Source organism: Bradyrhizobium sp. P3_C3, from assembly GCF_056402655.1.
The window spans coordinates 1-15,965 of record NZ_JBFUGY010000005.1; the positions used below are offsets into that span (position 1 = coordinate 1).

Sequence of the window (15,965 nt, forward strand, 5' to 3'; positions counted from 1 at the left end):
GCCATGCGCCATGCGCGCCGCCTGCGTTCCCACCACGCCGCCGCCGAGCACGACGACGCGCGCCGGCTGCACGCCGGGCACACCGCCGAGCAGCACCCCGCGGCCGCCGGCCGATCGCTTGAGCGCAGCGCCGGCGGCTTCGACGGCGAGGCGGCCGGCGACTTCGCTCATCGGCGCAAGCAGGGGGAGGTGACCGGCCGCGTCGGTGACGGTCTCATAGGCGACCGCAGTGCAACCGGAAGCGAGCAGACCCTTGGCCTGTTCGGGATCCGGCGCGAGATGGAGGTAGGTAAAGAGGATCTGGCTTTCGCGGAGCTGGGCCCATTCGCTTTTCTGCGGCTCCTTCACCTTCACGATCATGTCGGAGCTGGCGAAGATGTCGCGGGCGTTCTCCGCGATCACGGCCCCTGCCCGCTGGTACACCTCGTCGGACGCGCCGATGCCGCTGCCGGCGCCGGTCTCGACCGTGACCTGGTGCCCGGCCGCGACATATTCGCGGACCGCGCCCGGGGTGAGCCCGACGCGATATTCCTGCACCTTGATCTCCTTGCGCACACCGACGCGCATTTTGGGCTCCTTCCAACGTCCTGATTCACCCCGTCATCGTAGCGATCGGGCCAGTTTGGTTTCGTGCAAATATCCGCTAGCTTCGACCTCCCCGCGCCGGTTTCCGGCGTGCAAACGCCCTTTCACGCTGGAAACGAAACCTTGGCCCTCGACCGGAAAGATCTCGCCATCCTCGCGGAACTCACCACCAATGCGCGGGCCAGCCACACCGAGCTCGCCGCGAAGGTCGGGCTATCAAGCACGGCGCTGGCGCGGCGGCAGAAGGCGCTGGAGGACGACGGCTACATCCAGGCCTACCAGGCCGCGCTCGATCTCGCGCAATTCGGCCTCACCACGACGGTGCTGGTCCGCATTGCGCTGGAGAGCCAGAGCGACGAGGCACTGAAGGCGTTCGAGGCGGAGGTGGTGAAATGCCCGTCCGTCGTGCGCTGCTTCCTGATGTCAGGCACCGACGACTACATCCTGATCGTGCTCGCCCGCGACATCCAGGATTTCGAGCGCATCCACCGTACCGAGTTGTCGCGCCTGCCGCGCGTGGCGCGGGTCCAATCGAGCTTCGCGCTGCGCGAGATCGTCAACCGCGCGGTGCCGACGGTGGTTTTCGGCGAAGCCAAGCGCTGACACTGTGTCGCGGGCGCCATAATTCCCGGCAGGGAACCAAGCGGCCGGTTGTAAGTTGGAGGCCATTGGCAAGCGGAGGCAACGGTGCCTCCTCGTCAGCTCGGCTGACGTCTCGGCTCAGTCGCCGTCGCAGGGAGCAGGACATGAGCGATGTCACGCACGAGATTCCCGAACGCATTCCAGTTCATATCGTCGTCAATGGCGTCGGCCACACGCTCGATCTCGTGCCCTGGACCACGCTTCTGGATGCCCTGCGTGACCATCTTGCGCTGACCGGCACCAAGAAAGGCTGCGATCATGGCCAATGCGGCGCCTGCACCGTGCTGGTTGACGGTCGGCGCGTCAATTCCTGCCTGACGCTCGCCGTCATGAAGGACGGCGCCGAGATCACGACGATCGAAGGCCTTGCCAGGGACGGAACGCTTCATCCTGTGCAGCAGGCGTTCATCGACCACGACGCCTTTCAGTGCGGCTATTGCACGCCGGGACAGATTTGCTCGGCCGCGGGCCTTCTGGCCGAAGGCCGCGCCCGGGATGCCGACGAGATCAGAGAGCTGATGAGCGGAAATCTCTGCCGTTGCGGCGCCTATCCGAACATCGTCGCCGCGATCCAGCAGGCAATGTGCCGGCCATGAACAACTTCCAGTATTCCCGCGCCACCGACATCGCCGATGCGATCCGCCTGCTGACCGCCGATTCCGGCGCCAAGCTGATTGCCGGCGGCACCAATCTGATCGACCTGATGAAGGAAAATGTCGAGCGGCCCTCCCGGCTGATCGACATCTCCCGCCTGCCGCTCCGCGACATCGAGGAGACGGCCGACGGAGGCCTGCGCATCGGCGCCTTGGTGCCGAATTCGGACCTCGCTTACCATCCGCTTGTCGAGCAGCGCTACCCCCTGCTCGCCGGCGCCATCCTCGCCGGCGCTTCCGCGCAATTGCGCAATATGGCCTCCGTTGGCGGCAACCTGATGCAGCGCACGCGCTGCGCCTACTTTTATGACACGGCGACGCCCTGCAACAAGCGAGAGCCCGGCAGCGGCTGCTCGGCAATCGACGGCCTCAACCGCAACCACGCAATCCTCGGTACGAGCGCGTCCTGCATCGCGACCAACCCGTCCGACATGAGCGTCGCACTTGCCGCGCTCGGTGCGCTCGTGCACATCGCAGGTCCCTCCGGCCGGCGCACAATCGCATTGACCGATTTCCATCGGCTCCCGGAGGACAAGCCCCATGTCGACACAAATCTCGGCACCGGCGAGATCATCGCGGCCGTCGAACTTCCCAAGCATGGCTTTGCCCGTAACTACAGCTATCTGAAAATCCGCGACCGGCTGTCCTATGCTTTTGCTTTGGTCTCGGTCGCGGCCGCGCTCGAACTGGATGGCAACGCGATCAGCGAAGCCCGCCTGGCGCTGGGCGGCGTGGCTCACAAGCCCTGGCGCAGCCTCGAGGCCGAAGCGGCGTTGCGCGGCCGGGCTGCGACGCCGGATCACTTCTCACGCGCAGCCGATCTGCTGCTGCACGGGGCAACGGCCCGCGCACATAACCGCTTCAAGATCGAGCTCGCGCGCCGCGCCATCGTGCGTACGCTGATACAGGCCGCGAGCGCCACGCCACAATCACAGGCTCACAAGAAAATCGCGTGAGGGACCGATGAACGCCTATGTCGGAACGCCAACGTCCCGCGTCGATGGCCGCGCCAAGGTCACCGGAGCCGCCCAATATGCCGGCGAATTTCCGGCAGACGGCCTCCTCCATGGCTTCGTCGTCGAGGCCACGATTCCGCGCGGACGTATCGCTCACCTCGACGCCAGCGACGCGCTGCAAGTGAAGGGCGTGGTCGACGTGCTCACGCATGCGCATCGTCCGCCCCTCGCCGACAATGACGATGCCTGGAAGGACGAGGTGGCGCCGGAGAAGGGCTCGCCTTTCCGCCCGCTCTATGACGACAGGATCTGGTTCAACGGCCAGCCGATCGCGCTCGTCGTGGCGGATGACTGGGAAACCGCCAAATTCGCCGCGACCCGCGTGCGCGTTGAATACGACCGGGAGGCATTTGCGACGGATCTCGAATCCGAACATGGCAAAGCCGGCAAAGTGGATCGGCCGCACAAGCCGCGCGGCGACGCCGCCGCGGCGCTGGCTGGGGCCGCTGTGCGGCACCAGGCGGATTATGTCCTGCCGACCGAGCACCACAACCCGATGGAGCTCTATGCGACCACGGTGGTCCGCGACGGCAGCGGCAGGCTTACCGTCTATGACAAAACGCAAGGTGTCCAGAACGTCCACAAATATCTATGCAGTGTGTTCAACAAGAGGCACGATGACCTCCGCGTGGTCTCGCCCTATGTCGGCGGTGCCTTCGGCTCCGGATTGCGGCCGCAATACCAGGTGGTGCTGGCGACGCTTGCCGCGCTCGAACTCAAGCAATCCGTCCGTGTCGTGCTGACACGGCAGCAGATGTACGGGCTCGGCTACCGGCCGATGACCATTGAGCGTGTCGCGCTCGGCGCAAGGCCCGACGGCACGCTCGATGCCGTCACGCACGAGGCCACTGCCGTGACTTCGCGCTACGAGGATTTTTCGCGCAATGACACCGGCTGGGCGGAACAGCTGTACAAGAGCCCGAACAGCCTCTTCTCCCACAAGCTCGTCGATCTCGACCTCTCCACACCCTGCGACATGCGCGCGCCCGGCGCCGCCTCCGGCGTCTGCGCGCTCGAATGTGCCATGGACGAGCTGGCCGTCGCGCTCAAGCTCGACCCGATCGAGCTGCGGTTGAAGTGCTATTCGGACCGCGACCAGAGTGAAGACCTGCCCTACACCAGCAAGCAGCTGCGCGAATGCTACGCCCGCGGCGCGGAAGCGTTCGGCTGGAGCCGGCGCAATCCTGCGCCGCGCTCCATGCGTGATGGCAAGGACCTGGTCGGTTGGGGCATGGCGACGGGGGTATGGGAGGCGCTTCAGATGCCGGTCGCCGTCCGCATCGTGTTGACGTCGAACGGCCATGCCGAGGTATCCTGCGCCGCGTCCGATATCGGCACCGGCACCTACACCATCGTGGCCCAGGTGGCCGCCGACGCCCTCGGGCTGCCGATCGAGAATATCGACGTGAGGCTTGCCGATTCGACCTTGCCGCAGGCCCCCGTCGAGGGCGGTTCCTGGATGGCGGCGTCGGCCGCGCACGCCGTGCTGGGCGCGGCCGAAGACATTCGCCAGGAGCTCGCACGGCTCGCCAAGGCGATGCCCGCCTCGCCCCTCGGCGGCGTCGATGCGCCCGATGTGATCCTAGTCGACGGCACGATCGCCAAGGCCGGCGACAAGGCCCGTGCCGTCTCGATCGCGGACGCGATGCGTCACGGCAAGCTCGAGCGGATCGAGAAGCAGAAGCTCAATCATTTCGCGGAGGACAAGTCGCACGCGCGCAACACCCATTCGGCGGTCTTCGCCGAGGTCAAGGTCGACGAAGAATTGGGCGTCATCCGCGTCACGCGCATCGTGAGCGCGGTCGCAGCCGGACGGATCCTCAATACCAAGACCGGCCGCAGCCAGATCATGGGCGGCGTGGTCTGGGGCATCGGAATGGCGCTGCACGAGGAGACGGTGATGGATCACCGCTTCGGCAGGATCATGAACGCGAACATCGCCGAGTACCACATTCCCGTGAATGCCGACGTTCACGACATCGACGTCATCTTCGTCGACGAACCCGACGACCGGATCAACAAGCTGGGCGTCAAGGGCATTGGCGAAATCGGCATCGTCGGCGTACCTGCGGCGATCGCGAACGCAGTCTATCACGCCACCGGTAAGCGCATCCGGCGCTTCCCGATCACGCTGGACAAGTTGCTGGATTGATCGCCCGTCACACGATCCCCGCTGGATCGGGCGATTGTCATAGAACTGTCATCGAAAGTGCAGAGACCTGCCAGTCTCTGTAGATTCGGGACACGCCATGGATTATTTCAAGCGCTTCAACTTCCTGTTCGCCGCACCTGTGTTCGACGCCGACGATCTGGAAGGCATCCGCTTCAACCAGATTATCGAGGAGATCCAGCGCTCCGGCTTCGAGGTCGTGAGGGCCCGCAGGTTGGAGGACGCCGAGATCGCGGTGCAGACCGACGCCGCGATCGGCTGCATGGTGGTGGACTGGGGCAAGAAGGGCCTCGAGGGGAAGACCTCGGCGCTGATCAACCTGATGCGGCGCCGCGGCCTCGACTTCCCAATCATCCTCCTGATCCGGCGCAAGCGCTTCGAGGATTTGCCGGTCGAGGTGCTCGACTTCATCGACGGCTATGTCTTCCTGTCCGAGGAGACGCCGACCTTCATCGCCAAGAATTTGATCAGCCGGCTCAAGCAATATGCCGAGACGCTGAAGACGCCGTTCTTCGGCGCGCTGGTCGATTATGCCGAGGAAGGCAACCAGCTCTGGACCTGTCCGGGTCACAATGGCGGCGTGTTCTACAACCGCAGCCCGATCGGCCGGGTCTTTGTCGAGCATCTCGGCGAGTCCGTGTTCCGCGACGACCTCGACAATTCCGTGCTCGACCTCGGCGACCTCCTCACCCATGAGGGTCCCGCGCTGAGGGCGCAGAAGGAAGCCGCCCAGATTTTCGGCGCGGAGAAGACCTATTTCGTGCTCAACGGCACCTCGACCTCGAACAAGGTCGCGCTCGGCGCCCTCGTCACCGACGGGGATCTCGTGCTGTTCGACCGCAACAACCACAAGGCCGCCCATCACGGCGCGCTGATGATCAATGGCGGCGTCCCAGTCTACGTACCGACGATCCGCAACGCCTGGGGCCTGATCGGCCCGATGCGCTGGGACATGCTCGACGAAAAGGCCCTGCGCGAGGCGATCCGGAACCATCCGCTGGTGACGGACAAGGACGCCTGGCGCAAGGAGCGGCCGTTCCGCGTCGCGGTGGTCGAGCAGTGCACCTATGACGGCTCGATCCACAGCGCCGAGATGATCCTGAAGCGCATCGGCCATCTCTGCGAATACATCCTGTTCGACGAGGCCTGGGCCGGCTTCATGAAGTTCCATCCGCTCTATGCCGGCCGCTTCGCCATGGGGCTGGCGAACCTTCCCCCCGAAGCACCCGGCATTATCGCGACGCAGTCCACCCACAAGCAGCTCGCGAGCTTCTCGCAGGCCTCCCAGATCCACATCAAGGACCGCCATATCCGCGGCCAGAAGCGGCGCGTCGAACACCGCCGCTTCAACGAGAGCTTCATGCAGCACGCCTCGACCTCGCCGTTCTACCCGCTGTTCGCCTCCCTCGACGTCGGCGCGCAGATGATGAAGGGCCGCTCGGGCGAGGTCCTCTGGGACGACACGATCCGGCTCGGCATCGAGCTGCGCAAGAAGATCCGCGCCATGCGCCGGGAGTTCGAGGAGAAGGAGCAAAATCCGGATCGCCGCTGGTTCTTCGAGCCCTTCGTTCCCGATCGCGTCGCCATTCCCGACGTCAGCCGCCCCGGCGCCGCGCACAACGTCGCCTGGGAGACCCTCTCCACCGACGAGCTCGCCACCAATCCGGCACTGTGGCAGCTCTCGCCAGATACCAACTGGCACGGCTTTCCCGATCTCGCGGAGGGCTTTGCCATGACCGACCCGAACAAGCTGACGCTGCTGACGCCCGGCTTCGATCGCACCACCGGCGCCTATGCCGAGCACGGCATTCCCGCGCCTGTGGTCGCGCAGTATTTGCGCGAAAACCGCATCGTCCCTGAGAAGAACGACCTCAACTCCCTGCTCTTCCTGCTGACCCCCGGCGTCGAGGCGAGCAAGGCCGGCACGCTGATCTCCGGGCTTGTCGCATTCAAAAGGTTGCATGACGACAACGCGTTGCTGGCCGACGTCATCCCTGAATTCTACCAGCGGCGGCAGGCGCGCTATGCCGGCGTGCGGCTGCGCGATCTCTGCGGCGACATGCACCGCTTCTTCCGCGCCGCCGATGTCAGCGCCCTCCAGGCCCGGCAGTTCATGCCCGAGCACATGCCCGAGATCGCGATGTCGCCCCGCGATGCCGCGCGCTATCTGTTCAAGAACGACGTCGACTATTTGCCGATCGAGGCGATCGCGGGCCGCATCGCCACCACGCCCTTCGTGGTCTACCCGCCCGGCATCGCCACCATCGTGCCCGGCGAACGGCTGACGGAGCGGGCCAAGCCCATGGTGGATTATCTCAAGATGTTCGAGACCTGCTTCAACACGTTCCCGGGGTTCGATGTGGAAATCCAGGGTGTCTACAAGGAGATCGATGCACAGGGCCGCATCGGCCTCTATACTTACGTCGTTGCCGAGTAGGTGCCGATGGACGAAACAGCGATTGCGCGTACAGATGACGAGCCGGTTCAGGTCCGCCCCTCACGGGAGAGCGATGTCGAGGCGATGCTGGCGATCTACCGCCATCACGTCCGCAATGGCGTGCCGCGGGATGTCGAGGGAACCGGCGCGCCCGAACCGGACGATCTGCGCGACCGCCGCAAGAACCTGAAGCAGACCCGCCTGCCGCATCTGGTCGCGACCTATCGTGGCGAGGTGGTCGGCTATGCCTATGCCGTGCTGTTCCGCAAGCGCCCGGCCTATCGCTACACGGCCAAGCATTCGATCTACGTCCACCACGAACATCTCGGCCGCGGCGTCGGCCGGCTGCTGCTCCAGGGAATGATCGATGCGTGTGCGGCGGCCGGCTTCCGCCAGATGATCGGCTATATCGACGCCGACAACGCGCCCTCGCTGGCGCTGCACGAAAAGTTCGGCTTCGCGCGCGCCGGCCTGCTCTGCGGTGTCGCCTATCGCCACGGCCGCTGGTCGGACACGGTCATGGTGCAGCGATCGCTCGGCGCGGGCGTCACCGCTCCGCCGACGCTACCGGCACCGGGCCGTTAAATCTTACGAGGGAAAGTCAGCCGGCTTGACCTGGATCCGGTCGGCATGCAGCGACCAGTGATGCAACGCCTGGTCCTTGCAAAACCTCGCCTTCGCCCGCTCCCTGGCTTCGTCCTCGTCGGTGGCGTCGATTTCAAGCGTGCCCTGGCAAACCTCGATCTGCCGGCCGTATTGGCCGAGCACGTCCTTCATGAACCTGACGACATAAGTTGACATGGGACCTCCTGCCTGCGCCAGCGTGCCCCGGCGGCACTTTAATCCCATTTAGCCTGAACCGGGAAAGGAGATTTTGACGCGGATCAAGATCGGTGACGGTTCCCGCCGCCAACGCAGGCGTCGATACAATCCGTCAGCGATCACGTCTTGATATCGAGGAGGGTCTGTTCTGTCTCGGCGTAGGCTTGAATGACCTTCGCATTGGCGATGAAGCTGTACTTGGCGGCCGCCAATTGAACGAACTCGCTGGCGAGATCGACGTTCGGCGCGGCGACCAGGCCGTCCTCGTTTGCGAAGGGAGCGCTGGGGTCGGATTGTGCGGTATAGCTCGGCGAAACCGTCGACACGGTTGCGACAGTACCACCTGGCGTCGAGCCGCTCGATTGGGAGACCTGATCGACACGCAACGGCACATAGGCCGCTGGAAATGTCGGGCCAATGCTCGAGCTGCCCGCACCGGCCGATGTGCTCGATCCGCTTGAGGCGGGTAGCGGGCCGGTCGTGCGGACATTGGCGATGTTGCTCGCGGCCACGTTCACACGCAAACTCGCCGCGGAAAGTCCGGATGTCGCAATCGAAAATATGCTCATGGACTTCAACTACAGGACAAGTGATACGCGTTCATTCACGCCGTCAGTAAAATCCGCCGCTTTCTGTTTTCATCCGCGTAACCAACGATCGGAGCGCGATCAGGCTTCGCACGCCCCTACCCCGGCGTCACGCCGAACGCCTGCTTGAAGCGCTCGGCGTAGCGCGGCCAGACCTCGGGATTGATGATGCGCGGCGGGCGCTTGCCGTCGAGCGTCTCCAGCACCTGCTCGGCGGCGATGCGGCCCATGTTCTGGCGCGCCTCGATCGTGACGCCCGCGGTGTGCGGGCTCGCCAGCACGTTGTCGAGCTGGAGCAGCGGATGCTCCGGCGGCGGCGGCTCCTTGGACCAGACGTCGAGGCCGGCGCCGGCGATGCGCTTGTCGCGCAGCGCCTGGAGCAGCGCGTCCTCGTCGTGGATGAAGCCGCGCGCGGTGGTGATGAAGTACGCATGCGGCTGCATCAGCGCGAATTCGCGCACGCTGATCATGTTGCGGCTTTTCTTGTCGAGCGGACAGGAGATCGAGACGAAATCGGCGCGGCGCAGCAGCTCGTCGAGCTCGACCTTCTCCCCGCCCCGCTCGGCCATCACCTCGGCCGACAAATACGGGTCATAGGCCAGCACCGTCATGCCCAGCAGGCCCTTGCACAGCGCGGCAATGCGGCGGCCGACATTGCCGAGGCCGATGATGCCCACGGTCTTGTGCTCGACCTCGTTGCCGACGAGCTCGTTGCGGTTGACGTCGCGCTCGCGGCGCAGGCGGCGGTCGGACTGGATGATGCGCTTGGACAGCGTCAGCATCATCGCCAGCKCATGCTCGGCGACGGAATRCGCGTTGCCACCGGACTGGTTGACGACCAGCACGCCCGCATCGGTGCAGGCCTCGACGTCGACAGGGTCGAAGCCCGCGCCATTGCTGGAGACCAGCAACAGGTTCGGCGTGCGCTTCAGGAAGGCGGCATCGACATGGAAATGCGGGGCAAGTTCGTCGCGGGCGGCGCCGATCTGGTAAACATGCGCCACGTTCAGGATCGGGGCATAGAAATCTTCGGGGCTCTCGTTCTCGATGCGATCGAGCCGGACGTCGGATCGCGCCTTCAGGATGTCGATATAGATCGGATTGGCCAGGTATTTGACGTAGAAGACGCGCTTGCTATTGACGGACATCAGGACCCTTCCGGCTCTCTCAAGGAGACCCGCAAGGCCAGCGCACCCCGCGCTCCGTCCATGCGTTCCTCCCGTTTTTGCATTATCGCCGCTTATGACATGGCGGTGCCGGCCACGACAGGCCGTCTGGCGCAGATCACGGTGCTGGCCCGGACATGTTGACAATCCCGCTGCCTGCGTCAAGTTCGGCAGACCGCCGCGACGACCAGAACCAAGAAGCATGCGCGGCTCAAGGGAGAACGCAATGGCGCTTGCGGAACAGCAGACCTCGCCCCAAGCGGCACAAGGCGCCAGCGACAGGAGCTGGCACGGCATCGTCCTGCAGACCCTGAAGCGGAACGAGATCAGCCTGATCCCTTACGTGCCCGACCGCGTGCTGACGCCGCTGATCAAGAACCTGCACGCCGACCCCTTCTTCACCACCTTTGCCACCGCCCGCGAGGAAGAGGCTGTCGGCATCGTCTCCGGCGCCTGGATGGGCGGACGTCGCGGCGCGGTGCTGATGCAGACCTCCGGCTTCGCCACGCTCGCCAACGTGCTGGCCTCGCTCGCGGTGCCCTACCAGATCCCGCTGATCATGTTCGTCTCCGAGCGCGGCACGCTTGGCGAGTTCAATTACGGGCAATCGCTGGTCTGCCGGACCATGCGCCCGGTGCTGGATTCGCTCGCGCTGGAGCACCACACCATCACCCGGCTCGACGAACTCGAATTCATCGCCGACCGCTCGATCAAGCAGGCCGTCACCACGCAAGCGCCGGTGGCGTTGATCCTCAACCCGCTGCTCACCGGCGGCAAGACGTTCGACAAGTGAGGTCGGCGATGAACACGCGCAATACCAAGGTCATGAACCGCTTCGACGTTACCTCGCGCCTGATCGGAAAGCTCAAGCACGAGGAAGCCGTGGTCGGCGGCATCGGCAACACCAATTTCGATCTCTGGGCTGCCGGCCATCGCCCGCAGAACTTCTACATGCTCGGCAGCATGGGGCTGGCTTTCCCGATTGCATTGGGCGTCGCGCTGGCCCAGCCCGATCGCCGCGTCTTCGCGCTCGAAGGCGACGGCTCGCTGCTGATGCAGCTCGGCGCGCTCGCGACGATCGCGGCGTTGAAGCCGAAGAACCTCATCATGATCGTGATGGACAATGGCATCTACCAGATCACCGGTGCGCAGCCGACACCGGCCGCTGGCGTCGCCGACATCGTCGCCATAGCCACAGGCTCGGGACTTGCCAACAGCGTCTGGGCCGCGGACGAGGAGGATTTCGAGCGGCTGGTCGACGAGGCCCTGTCCGCCTCCGAGCCGAGCCTGATCGCGGTCCGCATCGACGACAAGCCGGGCGTGGGTACCACCCGCAGGGATCCCGTTCAGATCCGGGAACGCTTCATGCACGGCCTCGGCGTGCGCGAACCACTTTAACGTTTCGTCATTAACTACACGGCGATCTGATCCCTGCCCCGTAACAGGCCGTTGCAAATCCGTGCTATCGGCACCGGATGCCCATTTTTGTTCGCTTTTTTGCCTGGCTGCTCGCGGCCGCCGTCACTTTCGCAACCCTCGGCCCGCCCGGCCTGCGGCCCCATTCCGACCTCGGCCAGGACGGCGAGCACGCCCTTGCCTTCATCCTGGTGGGACTGGCCTTCGGCCTCGCCTACCGGAATCGCCGCTGGGCTGTCGCAGCCTTCGCGGTGGTCCTGATCGGCGTGCTCGAGCTGATGCAGTTCTGGGCACCGGGACGGCATGCACGGCTGGAAGATTTTCTGGTCGATGCCGGCACCGCCTGTATCGGCTTTGCGCTCGCCGCCGTCGCCGATTGGATCATGGCACGCCTCCGCGCCAGTTCGGCCCTGACGAACTAGGGCCCCGCGGAGTGACGCTCCGCAGGGCCCGGCTCTTCAAAGCCTTCACGCTCTGACCGATCAGTCGATGATCTTGACGACGCGGCGCGTGCGCGGTTCGACGATGACGCGGCGATCGTTCACGACCGCGTAGCGATACTCGGTGTAGTTCGGCACGGGGCGCAGCACCACGGTCGGGGGCAGCGGCTCGCCGACGACGACGCGCTCGTGGATCACGACGGAATCGTCGCGCGGGATTCCGCCGAGCACGGCATTCGGAATTTCGAGGCCGGCGCCGACGGCCGCACCGACGGTGCCGCCGACCATCGCGCCGATCGGTCCACCGATGTCGCCACCCGCGCGCGCGCCGTCCCTGGCGCCCTGTTCGGTCGTCGACTGGGCAAAGGCTGCACTCGACGCCAGCAGCGACACGGCAGCCAGCGAAATCGCAAGACGGGTCTTCATGTCCACACTCTCCAGTGATTGTTCTGCGCCTTCAACCGCGGGGTCGGACCATTGTTCCGGTTCCCGCACGACGAAAGACAGGCCAAATCTGGAGAGTGTTACTGCGTAACACTTACGCCGCGGCGATCTCGTGTCCCGCCATCAGTTCCAGTGCCCGCACCATCGCGGAATGATCCCAGGCCTTGCCACCATGCGCGGCGCAGGACGAGAACAATTGCTGCGCCAATGCCGTGCTCGGTAGCGACAGGCCGAGCGCGCGCGCACCTTCCAGCGCGAGGTTGAGGTCCTTCTGGTGCAGCTCGATGCGGAAACCCGGCTCGAAATTGCGCTTCACCATGCGCTCGCCATGCACTTCGAGAATCCGCGACGATGCAAAACCGCCCATCAGCGCCTTGCGTACGAGAGCGGGATTGGCCCCCGCCTTGGACGCGAACAGCAGCGCTTCGCTCACCGCCTCGATCGTCAGTGCGACGATGATCTGGTTGGCCACCTTCGTCGTCTGACCATCGCCATTGGCGCCGACATGCGTGACGTTCATTCCCATCTTGTCGAAGATCGGCTTCATGGTGCCAAAGGCCCGCTCCGGGCCGCCGACCATGATGGTGAGGGTCGCGGCCTTTGCCCCGACCTCGCCGCCCGACACCGGCGCGTCGAGATAGTCCGCGCCGAGCGCCTCGATCTTCTTCGCGAACTCCTTGGTCGCCAGCGGCGAGATCGAACTCATGTCGACGACGATCTTGCCCTTGGAGATGCCGCTCGCGACGCCGTCCTTGCCGAACAGCACCGCCTCCACATGCGGGGTATCAGGCACCATGATGATGACGGCATCCGCCTCCTCCGCGACCTCCTTGGCTGACTTGCAGGCGATGCCGCCCGCCGCGATCAGCTCGGGCGACACGGGCGTAACGTCGTGGAGCAGCACGCGATGGCCTGCGGCCAGAAGATGGCCGGCCATCGGCCGTCCCATGGTGCCAAGTCCGATGAAGCCGATGTCGATCATGTCTACGTTTCCTCAGGTCTCAAATGTCTGCGCGGCGTGCCAGGACAGGCCTTCCAGCGTCGTGGTGCGCGGCTTGTATTCGCAGCCGATCCAGCCGCGATAGCCGATCGCGTCGAGGTGGCGGAACAGGAAGGGATAGTTGATCTCGCCGGTGCCGGGCTCGTGGCGACCGGGATTGTCGGCGAGCTGGATATGGGCGATTTGGGGGAGATATTCCTGCATGGTCCGGGCGAGATCGCCCTCCATGATCTGCATGTGGTAGATGTCGTACTGGATGAACAGATTGTTCGACCGCACCTCGGAGATCAGCTGAACCGCCTGCTCGGTGCCGTTGAGGTGGAAGCCGGGAATGTCGAGCGTGTTGATCGGCTCGACCAGGAGCTTGATGTTCTCGCGCGCCAGCGTCGAGGCGGCAAAGCGAAGGTTGCCAACCAGCGTTTCGTTGAGCTCGCGCGGGTCGGCATCGGCAGGCGCGATGCCGACGAGGCAATTGAGCTGCTCGCAATCGAGCGCCTTGGCGTAGTCGATGGCACGAAACACGCCGTCGCGAAATTCACTGACGCGATCGGGCAGGATCGCGATGCCGCGCTCGCCCGCTGCCCAGTTTCCCGCTGGAAGGTTGTGCAGCACCTGCGTCAGCCCGTGAGCCTCGAGCTGCTCGCGCAGCAGCGCCTTGTCGAAATCGTACGGGAAGAGATACTCGACCCCGGAGAAGCCCGCCGCTTTCGCCGCGGCGAAGCGATCAGGAAACGGCATCTCGTTGAAGAGCATGGTGAGGTTGGCGGCAAATTTCGGCATGATGCTCTCCCCTATTCCGCCGGCTGCAGCACGCCGGGCCGCTTGGTCCCGACCTCGTCCAGCGGCAAGTCCAGCACCTCCTCGAACTCGACGATGTTGTCGATCTCCGTGCCCATCGCGATGTTGGTGACGCGTTCGAGAATGAACTCGACCACGACGGGCACGCGGTGCTTCGCCATCAATTCGCGGGCGGTCGCAAACGCCGCCTGCGTATCCTTGGGATCGGTGACGCGGATCGCCTTGCAGCCCAGGCCTTCAGCGACCGCGACATGGTCGACGCCGTAGCCACCGAGCTCCGGTGCGTTGACGTTCTCGAAGGAGAGCTGGACGTGGTAATCCATGTCGAAGCCGCGCTGGGCCTGGCGGATCAGGCCGAGATAGGAATTGTTCACGACGACGTGGATGTAGGGCAGATTGAACTGCGCGCCGACCGCGAGCTCCTCGATCAGGAACTGGAAGTCATAATCGCCGGACAGCGCGACGATCTCGCGATCCGGGCATGCCGCACGCACCCCGAGCGCGGCGGGCAGCGTCCAGCCGAGCGGGCCGGCTTGCCCGGCATTGATCCAGTTGCGCGGCTTGTAGACGCCCAAGAACTGCGCGCCGGCGATCTGCGACAAGCCGATCACGGTCACATAGGTGGTGTCGCGGCCGAAGGCCTTGTTCATCTCCTCATAGACGCGCTGCGGCTTGATCGGGACGTTGTCGAAATGGCTCTTGCGCAGCATCGTCTTCTTGCGATCGCGGCAGGCCGCGGGCCACGCCTGGCGCTCGCGCAACCTGCCTGACCGGCGCCACTCCCTGGCGACGGTGACGAAGAGCTCGAGCGCGGCCTTGGCGTCCGAGACGATGCCGAGATCCGGATTGAACACGCGCCCGATCTGGGTCGGCTCGATGTCGACATGCACGAAGGTGCGGCCCTTGGTGTAGGTCTCGACCGAGCCGGTGTGACGGTTGGCCCAGCGGTTGCCGATGCCGAGCACGAAGTCGGATTCCAGCATGGTCGCATTGCCATAGCGGTGGCTGGTCTGCAGGCCGACCATGCCGGCCATCAGCACGTGGTCGTCGGGGATCGCGCCCCACGCCATCAGCGTCGGCACGACCGGCACGTTGGTGATCTCGGCGAATTCCACCAGCAGGTCCGAGGCGTCGGCGTTGATGATGCCGCCACCGGCGACGATCAGCGGCCGCTCGGCGGCATTGAGCATCTCCAGCGCCTTCTCGACCTGCTTGCGCGTCGCGGTGGGCTTGTAGACCGACAGCGGCTCATAGGTCTCGTCGTCGAACTCGATCTCGGCGAGTTGCACGTCGAGCGGCATGTCGATCAGCACCGGACCTGGCCGGCCCGAGCGCATGATGTGAAAGGCCTGGCTGAACACACGCGGCACCAGCGCCGGCTCGCGCACGGTCACAGCCCATTTGGTCACGGGCTTTGCGATCGACTCGATGTCGACGGCCTGAAAGTCTTCCTTGTAGAGCCGTGCGCGCGGCGCCTGCCCGGTGATGCAGAGGATCGGAATGGAATCGGCGATCGCCGAATATAGCCCGGTGATCATGTCGGTGCCGGCCGGCCCCGACGTGCCGATGCAGACGCCGATATTGCCGGCCTTCGCCCGCGTATAGCCCTCGGCCATATGCGAGGCGCCCTCGACATGGCGCGCGAGAATGTGGCGGATCGACCCGCGCTTCTTCAGCGCCGAGTACAGCGGATTGATCGCGGCCCCGGGAACGCCGAAGGCAGTCGAGATGCCTTCCTTCTCCAGAATTCGCACGGCAGCATCGACGGCTCGCATCTTCGCCATATCGG

The 15,965-nt window shown here is 64.9% G+C and carries 16 protein-coding genes and 1 pseudogene; 9 read left to right on the forward strand and 8 right to left on the reverse strand.

The features are described 5' to 3' along the window. Positions 1–567, reverse strand: a pseudogene (locus AC1DW2_RS07540) (alanine dehydrogenase); the annotation flags it as partial. 141 nt (positions 568–708) lie between these two features. On the opposite strand from AC1DW2_RS07540, the gene AC1DW2_RS07545 reads away from it, so the two are divergent. The 6 genes from AC1DW2_RS07545 to AC1DW2_RS07570 all read left to right on the forward strand — a co-directional run bounded on the left by AC1DW2_RS07545 (position 709) and on the right by AC1DW2_RS07570 (position 8,088). Continuing rightward, complete coding sequence (locus AC1DW2_RS07545) at positions 709–1,188, forward strand: Lrp/AsnC family transcriptional regulator (protein WP_014496633.1); 480 nt, start codon at positions 709–711, stop codon at positions 1,186–1,188. A 143-nt stretch (positions 1,189–1,331) separates the two neighbouring features. After that, complete coding sequence (locus AC1DW2_RS07550; RefSeq protein ID WP_477005619.1) at positions 1,332–1,823, forward strand: (2Fe-2S)-binding protein; 492 nt, start codon at positions 1,332–1,334, stop codon at positions 1,821–1,823. Then, positions 1,820–2,836 (forward strand): FAD binding domain-containing protein, encoded by a 1,017-nt coding sequence (locus AC1DW2_RS07555; RefSeq protein WP_477005620.1) that lies wholly within the window; start codon positions 1,820–1,822, stop codon positions 2,834–2,836. Before AC1DW2_RS07550 ends, AC1DW2_RS07555 begins: the two co-directional genes overlap by 4 nt. Positions 2,837–2,843: 7 nt before the next feature. Beyond that, complete coding sequence (locus AC1DW2_RS07560) at positions 2,844–5,048, forward strand: xanthine dehydrogenase family protein molybdopterin-binding subunit (protein ID WP_477005621.1); 2,205 nt, start codon at positions 2,844–2,846, stop codon at positions 5,046–5,048. A 97-nt stretch (positions 5,049–5,145) separates the two neighbouring features. Further along, on the forward strand, positions 5,146–7,503 hold the full coding sequence (locus tag AC1DW2_RS07565) for an Orn/Lys/Arg family decarboxylase (RefSeq protein WP_071915534.1): 2,358 nt from the start codon (positions 5,146–5,148) through the stop codon (positions 7,501–7,503). A 6-nt stretch (positions 7,504–7,509) separates the two neighbouring features. Next, positions 7,510–8,088 (forward strand): N-acetyltransferase family protein, encoded by a 579-nt coding sequence (locus AC1DW2_RS07570; protein WP_477005622.1) that lies wholly within the window; start codon positions 7,510–7,512, stop codon positions 8,086–8,088. A 3-nt stretch (positions 8,089–8,091) separates the two neighbouring features. Here the strand turns inward: AC1DW2_RS07570 and AC1DW2_RS07575 are convergent, their stop codons facing one another. The 3 genes from AC1DW2_RS07575 to AC1DW2_RS07585 all read right to left on the reverse strand — a co-directional run bounded on the left by AC1DW2_RS07575 (position 8,092) and on the right by AC1DW2_RS07585 (position 10,060). Next, complete coding sequence (locus AC1DW2_RS07575; protein WP_028150282.1) at positions 8,092–8,304, reverse strand: hypothetical protein; 213 nt, start codon at positions 8,302–8,304, stop codon at positions 8,092–8,094. 140 nt (positions 8,305–8,444) lie between these two features. Further along, positions 8,445–8,894 (reverse strand): flagellar basal body rod protein FlgC, encoded by a 450-nt coding sequence (locus AC1DW2_RS07580; protein ID WP_477005749.1) that lies wholly within the window; start codon positions 8,892–8,894, stop codon positions 8,445–8,447. A 116-nt stretch (positions 8,895–9,010) separates the two neighbouring features. Next, the gene (locus tag AC1DW2_RS07585) at positions 9,011–10,060 is read right to left on the reverse strand and encodes a hydroxyacid dehydrogenase (protein WP_477005623.1); all 1,050 of its coding nucleotides are present in this window, start codon (positions 10,058–10,060) and stop codon (positions 9,011–9,013) included. A gap of 244 nt (positions 10,061–10,304) precedes the next feature. Here AC1DW2_RS07585 and AC1DW2_RS07590 point away from each other — a divergent pair, with 244 nt between their 5' ends. From AC1DW2_RS07590 to AC1DW2_RS07600, 3 genes are all read left to right on the forward strand, one after another. Then, positions 10,305–10,871, forward strand: a complete 567-nt coding sequence (locus tag AC1DW2_RS07590) for a decarboxylase (protein WP_354117008.1) — start codon at positions 10,305–10,307, stop codon at positions 10,869–10,871. A gap of 8 nt (positions 10,872–10,879) precedes the next feature. Beyond that, positions 10,880–11,476 (forward strand): thiamine pyrophosphate-dependent enzyme, encoded by a 597-nt coding sequence (locus AC1DW2_RS07595; protein ID WP_477005624.1) that lies wholly within the window; start codon positions 10,880–10,882, stop codon positions 11,474–11,476. 77 nt (positions 11,477–11,553) lie between these two features. Then, entirely contained in the window at positions 11,554–11,916 is a 363-nt protein-coding gene (locus AC1DW2_RS07600) for a VanZ family protein (RefSeq protein ID WP_477005625.1), read from the forward strand. Positions 11,917–11,976: 60 nt separating this feature from the next. Here AC1DW2_RS07600 and AC1DW2_RS07605 read toward each other — a convergent pair whose 3' ends face one another. The 4 genes from AC1DW2_RS07605 to gcl form a co-directional block, all read right to left on the reverse strand. Continuing rightward, positions 11,977–12,360: a DUF1236 domain-containing protein gene (locus AC1DW2_RS07605; RefSeq protein WP_014496647.1), complete on the reverse strand. Its 384-nt coding sequence runs from the start codon at positions 12,358–12,360 to the stop codon at positions 11,977–11,979. A 112-nt stretch (positions 12,361–12,472) separates the two neighbouring features. Beyond that, positions 12,473–13,360 carry a 2-hydroxy-3-oxopropionate reductase gene (locus tag AC1DW2_RS07610; protein ID WP_477005626.1) on the reverse strand — a complete coding sequence of 296 codons (888 nt, stop codon included), beginning with the start codon at positions 13,358–13,360 and terminating at the stop codon, positions 12,473–12,475. Between the two features lie 12 nt (positions 13,361–13,372). After that, a complete protein-coding gene (gene hyi / locus AC1DW2_RS07615) occupies positions 13,373–14,158 on the reverse strand; it encodes a hydroxypyruvate isomerase (RefSeq protein WP_354237820.1) in 786 nt (261 codons plus the stop codon). Between the two features lie 11 nt (positions 14,159–14,169). Continuing rightward, on the reverse strand, positions 14,170–15,960 hold the full coding sequence (gcl, locus tag AC1DW2_RS07620) for a glyoxylate carboligase (protein WP_247308579.1): 1,791 nt from the start codon (positions 15,958–15,960) through the stop codon (positions 14,170–14,172). Positions 15,961–15,965: the final 5 nt, after the last annotated feature.

Coding starts and splice junctions, on each gene's coding strand:
- AC1DW2_RS07550 (WP_477005619.1), top strand. CDS start 1,332: ATGAGCGATGTCACGCACGAGATTCCCGAACGCATTCCAGTTCATATC.
- AC1DW2_RS07555 (WP_477005620.1), top strand. CDS start 1,820: ATGAACAACTTCCAGTATTCCCGCGCCACCGACATCGCCGATGCGATC.
- AC1DW2_RS07560 (WP_477005621.1), top strand. CDS start 2,844: ATGAACGCCTATGTCGGAACGCCAACGTCCCGCGTCGATGGCCGCGCC.
- AC1DW2_RS07565 (WP_071915534.1), top strand. CDS start 5,146: ATGGATTATTTCAAGCGCTTCAACTTCCTGTTCGCCGCACCTGTGTTC.
- AC1DW2_RS07570 (WP_477005622.1), top strand. CDS start 7,510: ATGGACGAAACAGCGATTGCGCGTACAGATGACGAGCCGGTTCAGGTC.
- AC1DW2_RS07575 (WP_028150282.1), bottom strand. CDS start 8,304: ATGTCAACTTATGTCGTCAGGTTCATGAAGGACGTGCTCGGCCAATAC.
- AC1DW2_RS07580 (WP_477005749.1), bottom strand. CDS start 8,894: ATGAGCATATTTTCGATTGCGACATCCGGACTTTCCGCGGCGAGTTTG.
- AC1DW2_RS07590 (WP_354117008.1), top strand. CDS start 10,305: ATGGCGCTTGCGGAACAGCAGACCTCGCCCCAAGCGGCACAAGGCGCC.
- AC1DW2_RS07595 (WP_477005624.1), top strand. CDS start 10,880: ATGAACACGCGCAATACCAAGGTCATGAACCGCTTCGACGTTACCTCG.
- AC1DW2_RS07600 (WP_477005625.1), top strand. CDS start 11,554: ATGCCCATTTTTGTTCGCTTTTTTGCCTGGCTGCTCGCGGCCGCCGTC.
- AC1DW2_RS07605 (WP_014496647.1), bottom strand. CDS start 12,360: ATGAAGACCCGTCTTGCGATTTCGCTGGCTGCCGTGTCGCTGCTGGCG.
- AC1DW2_RS07610 (WP_477005626.1), bottom strand. CDS start 13,360: ATGATCGACATCGGCTTCATCGGACTTGGCACCATGGGACGGCCGATG.
- hyi (WP_354237820.1), bottom strand. CDS start 14,158: ATGCCGAAATTTGCCGCCAACCTCACCATGCTCTTCAACGAGATGCCG.
- gcl (WP_247308579.1), bottom strand. CDS start 15,960: ATGGCGAAGATGCGAGCCGTCGATGCTGCCGTGCGAATTCTGGAGAAG.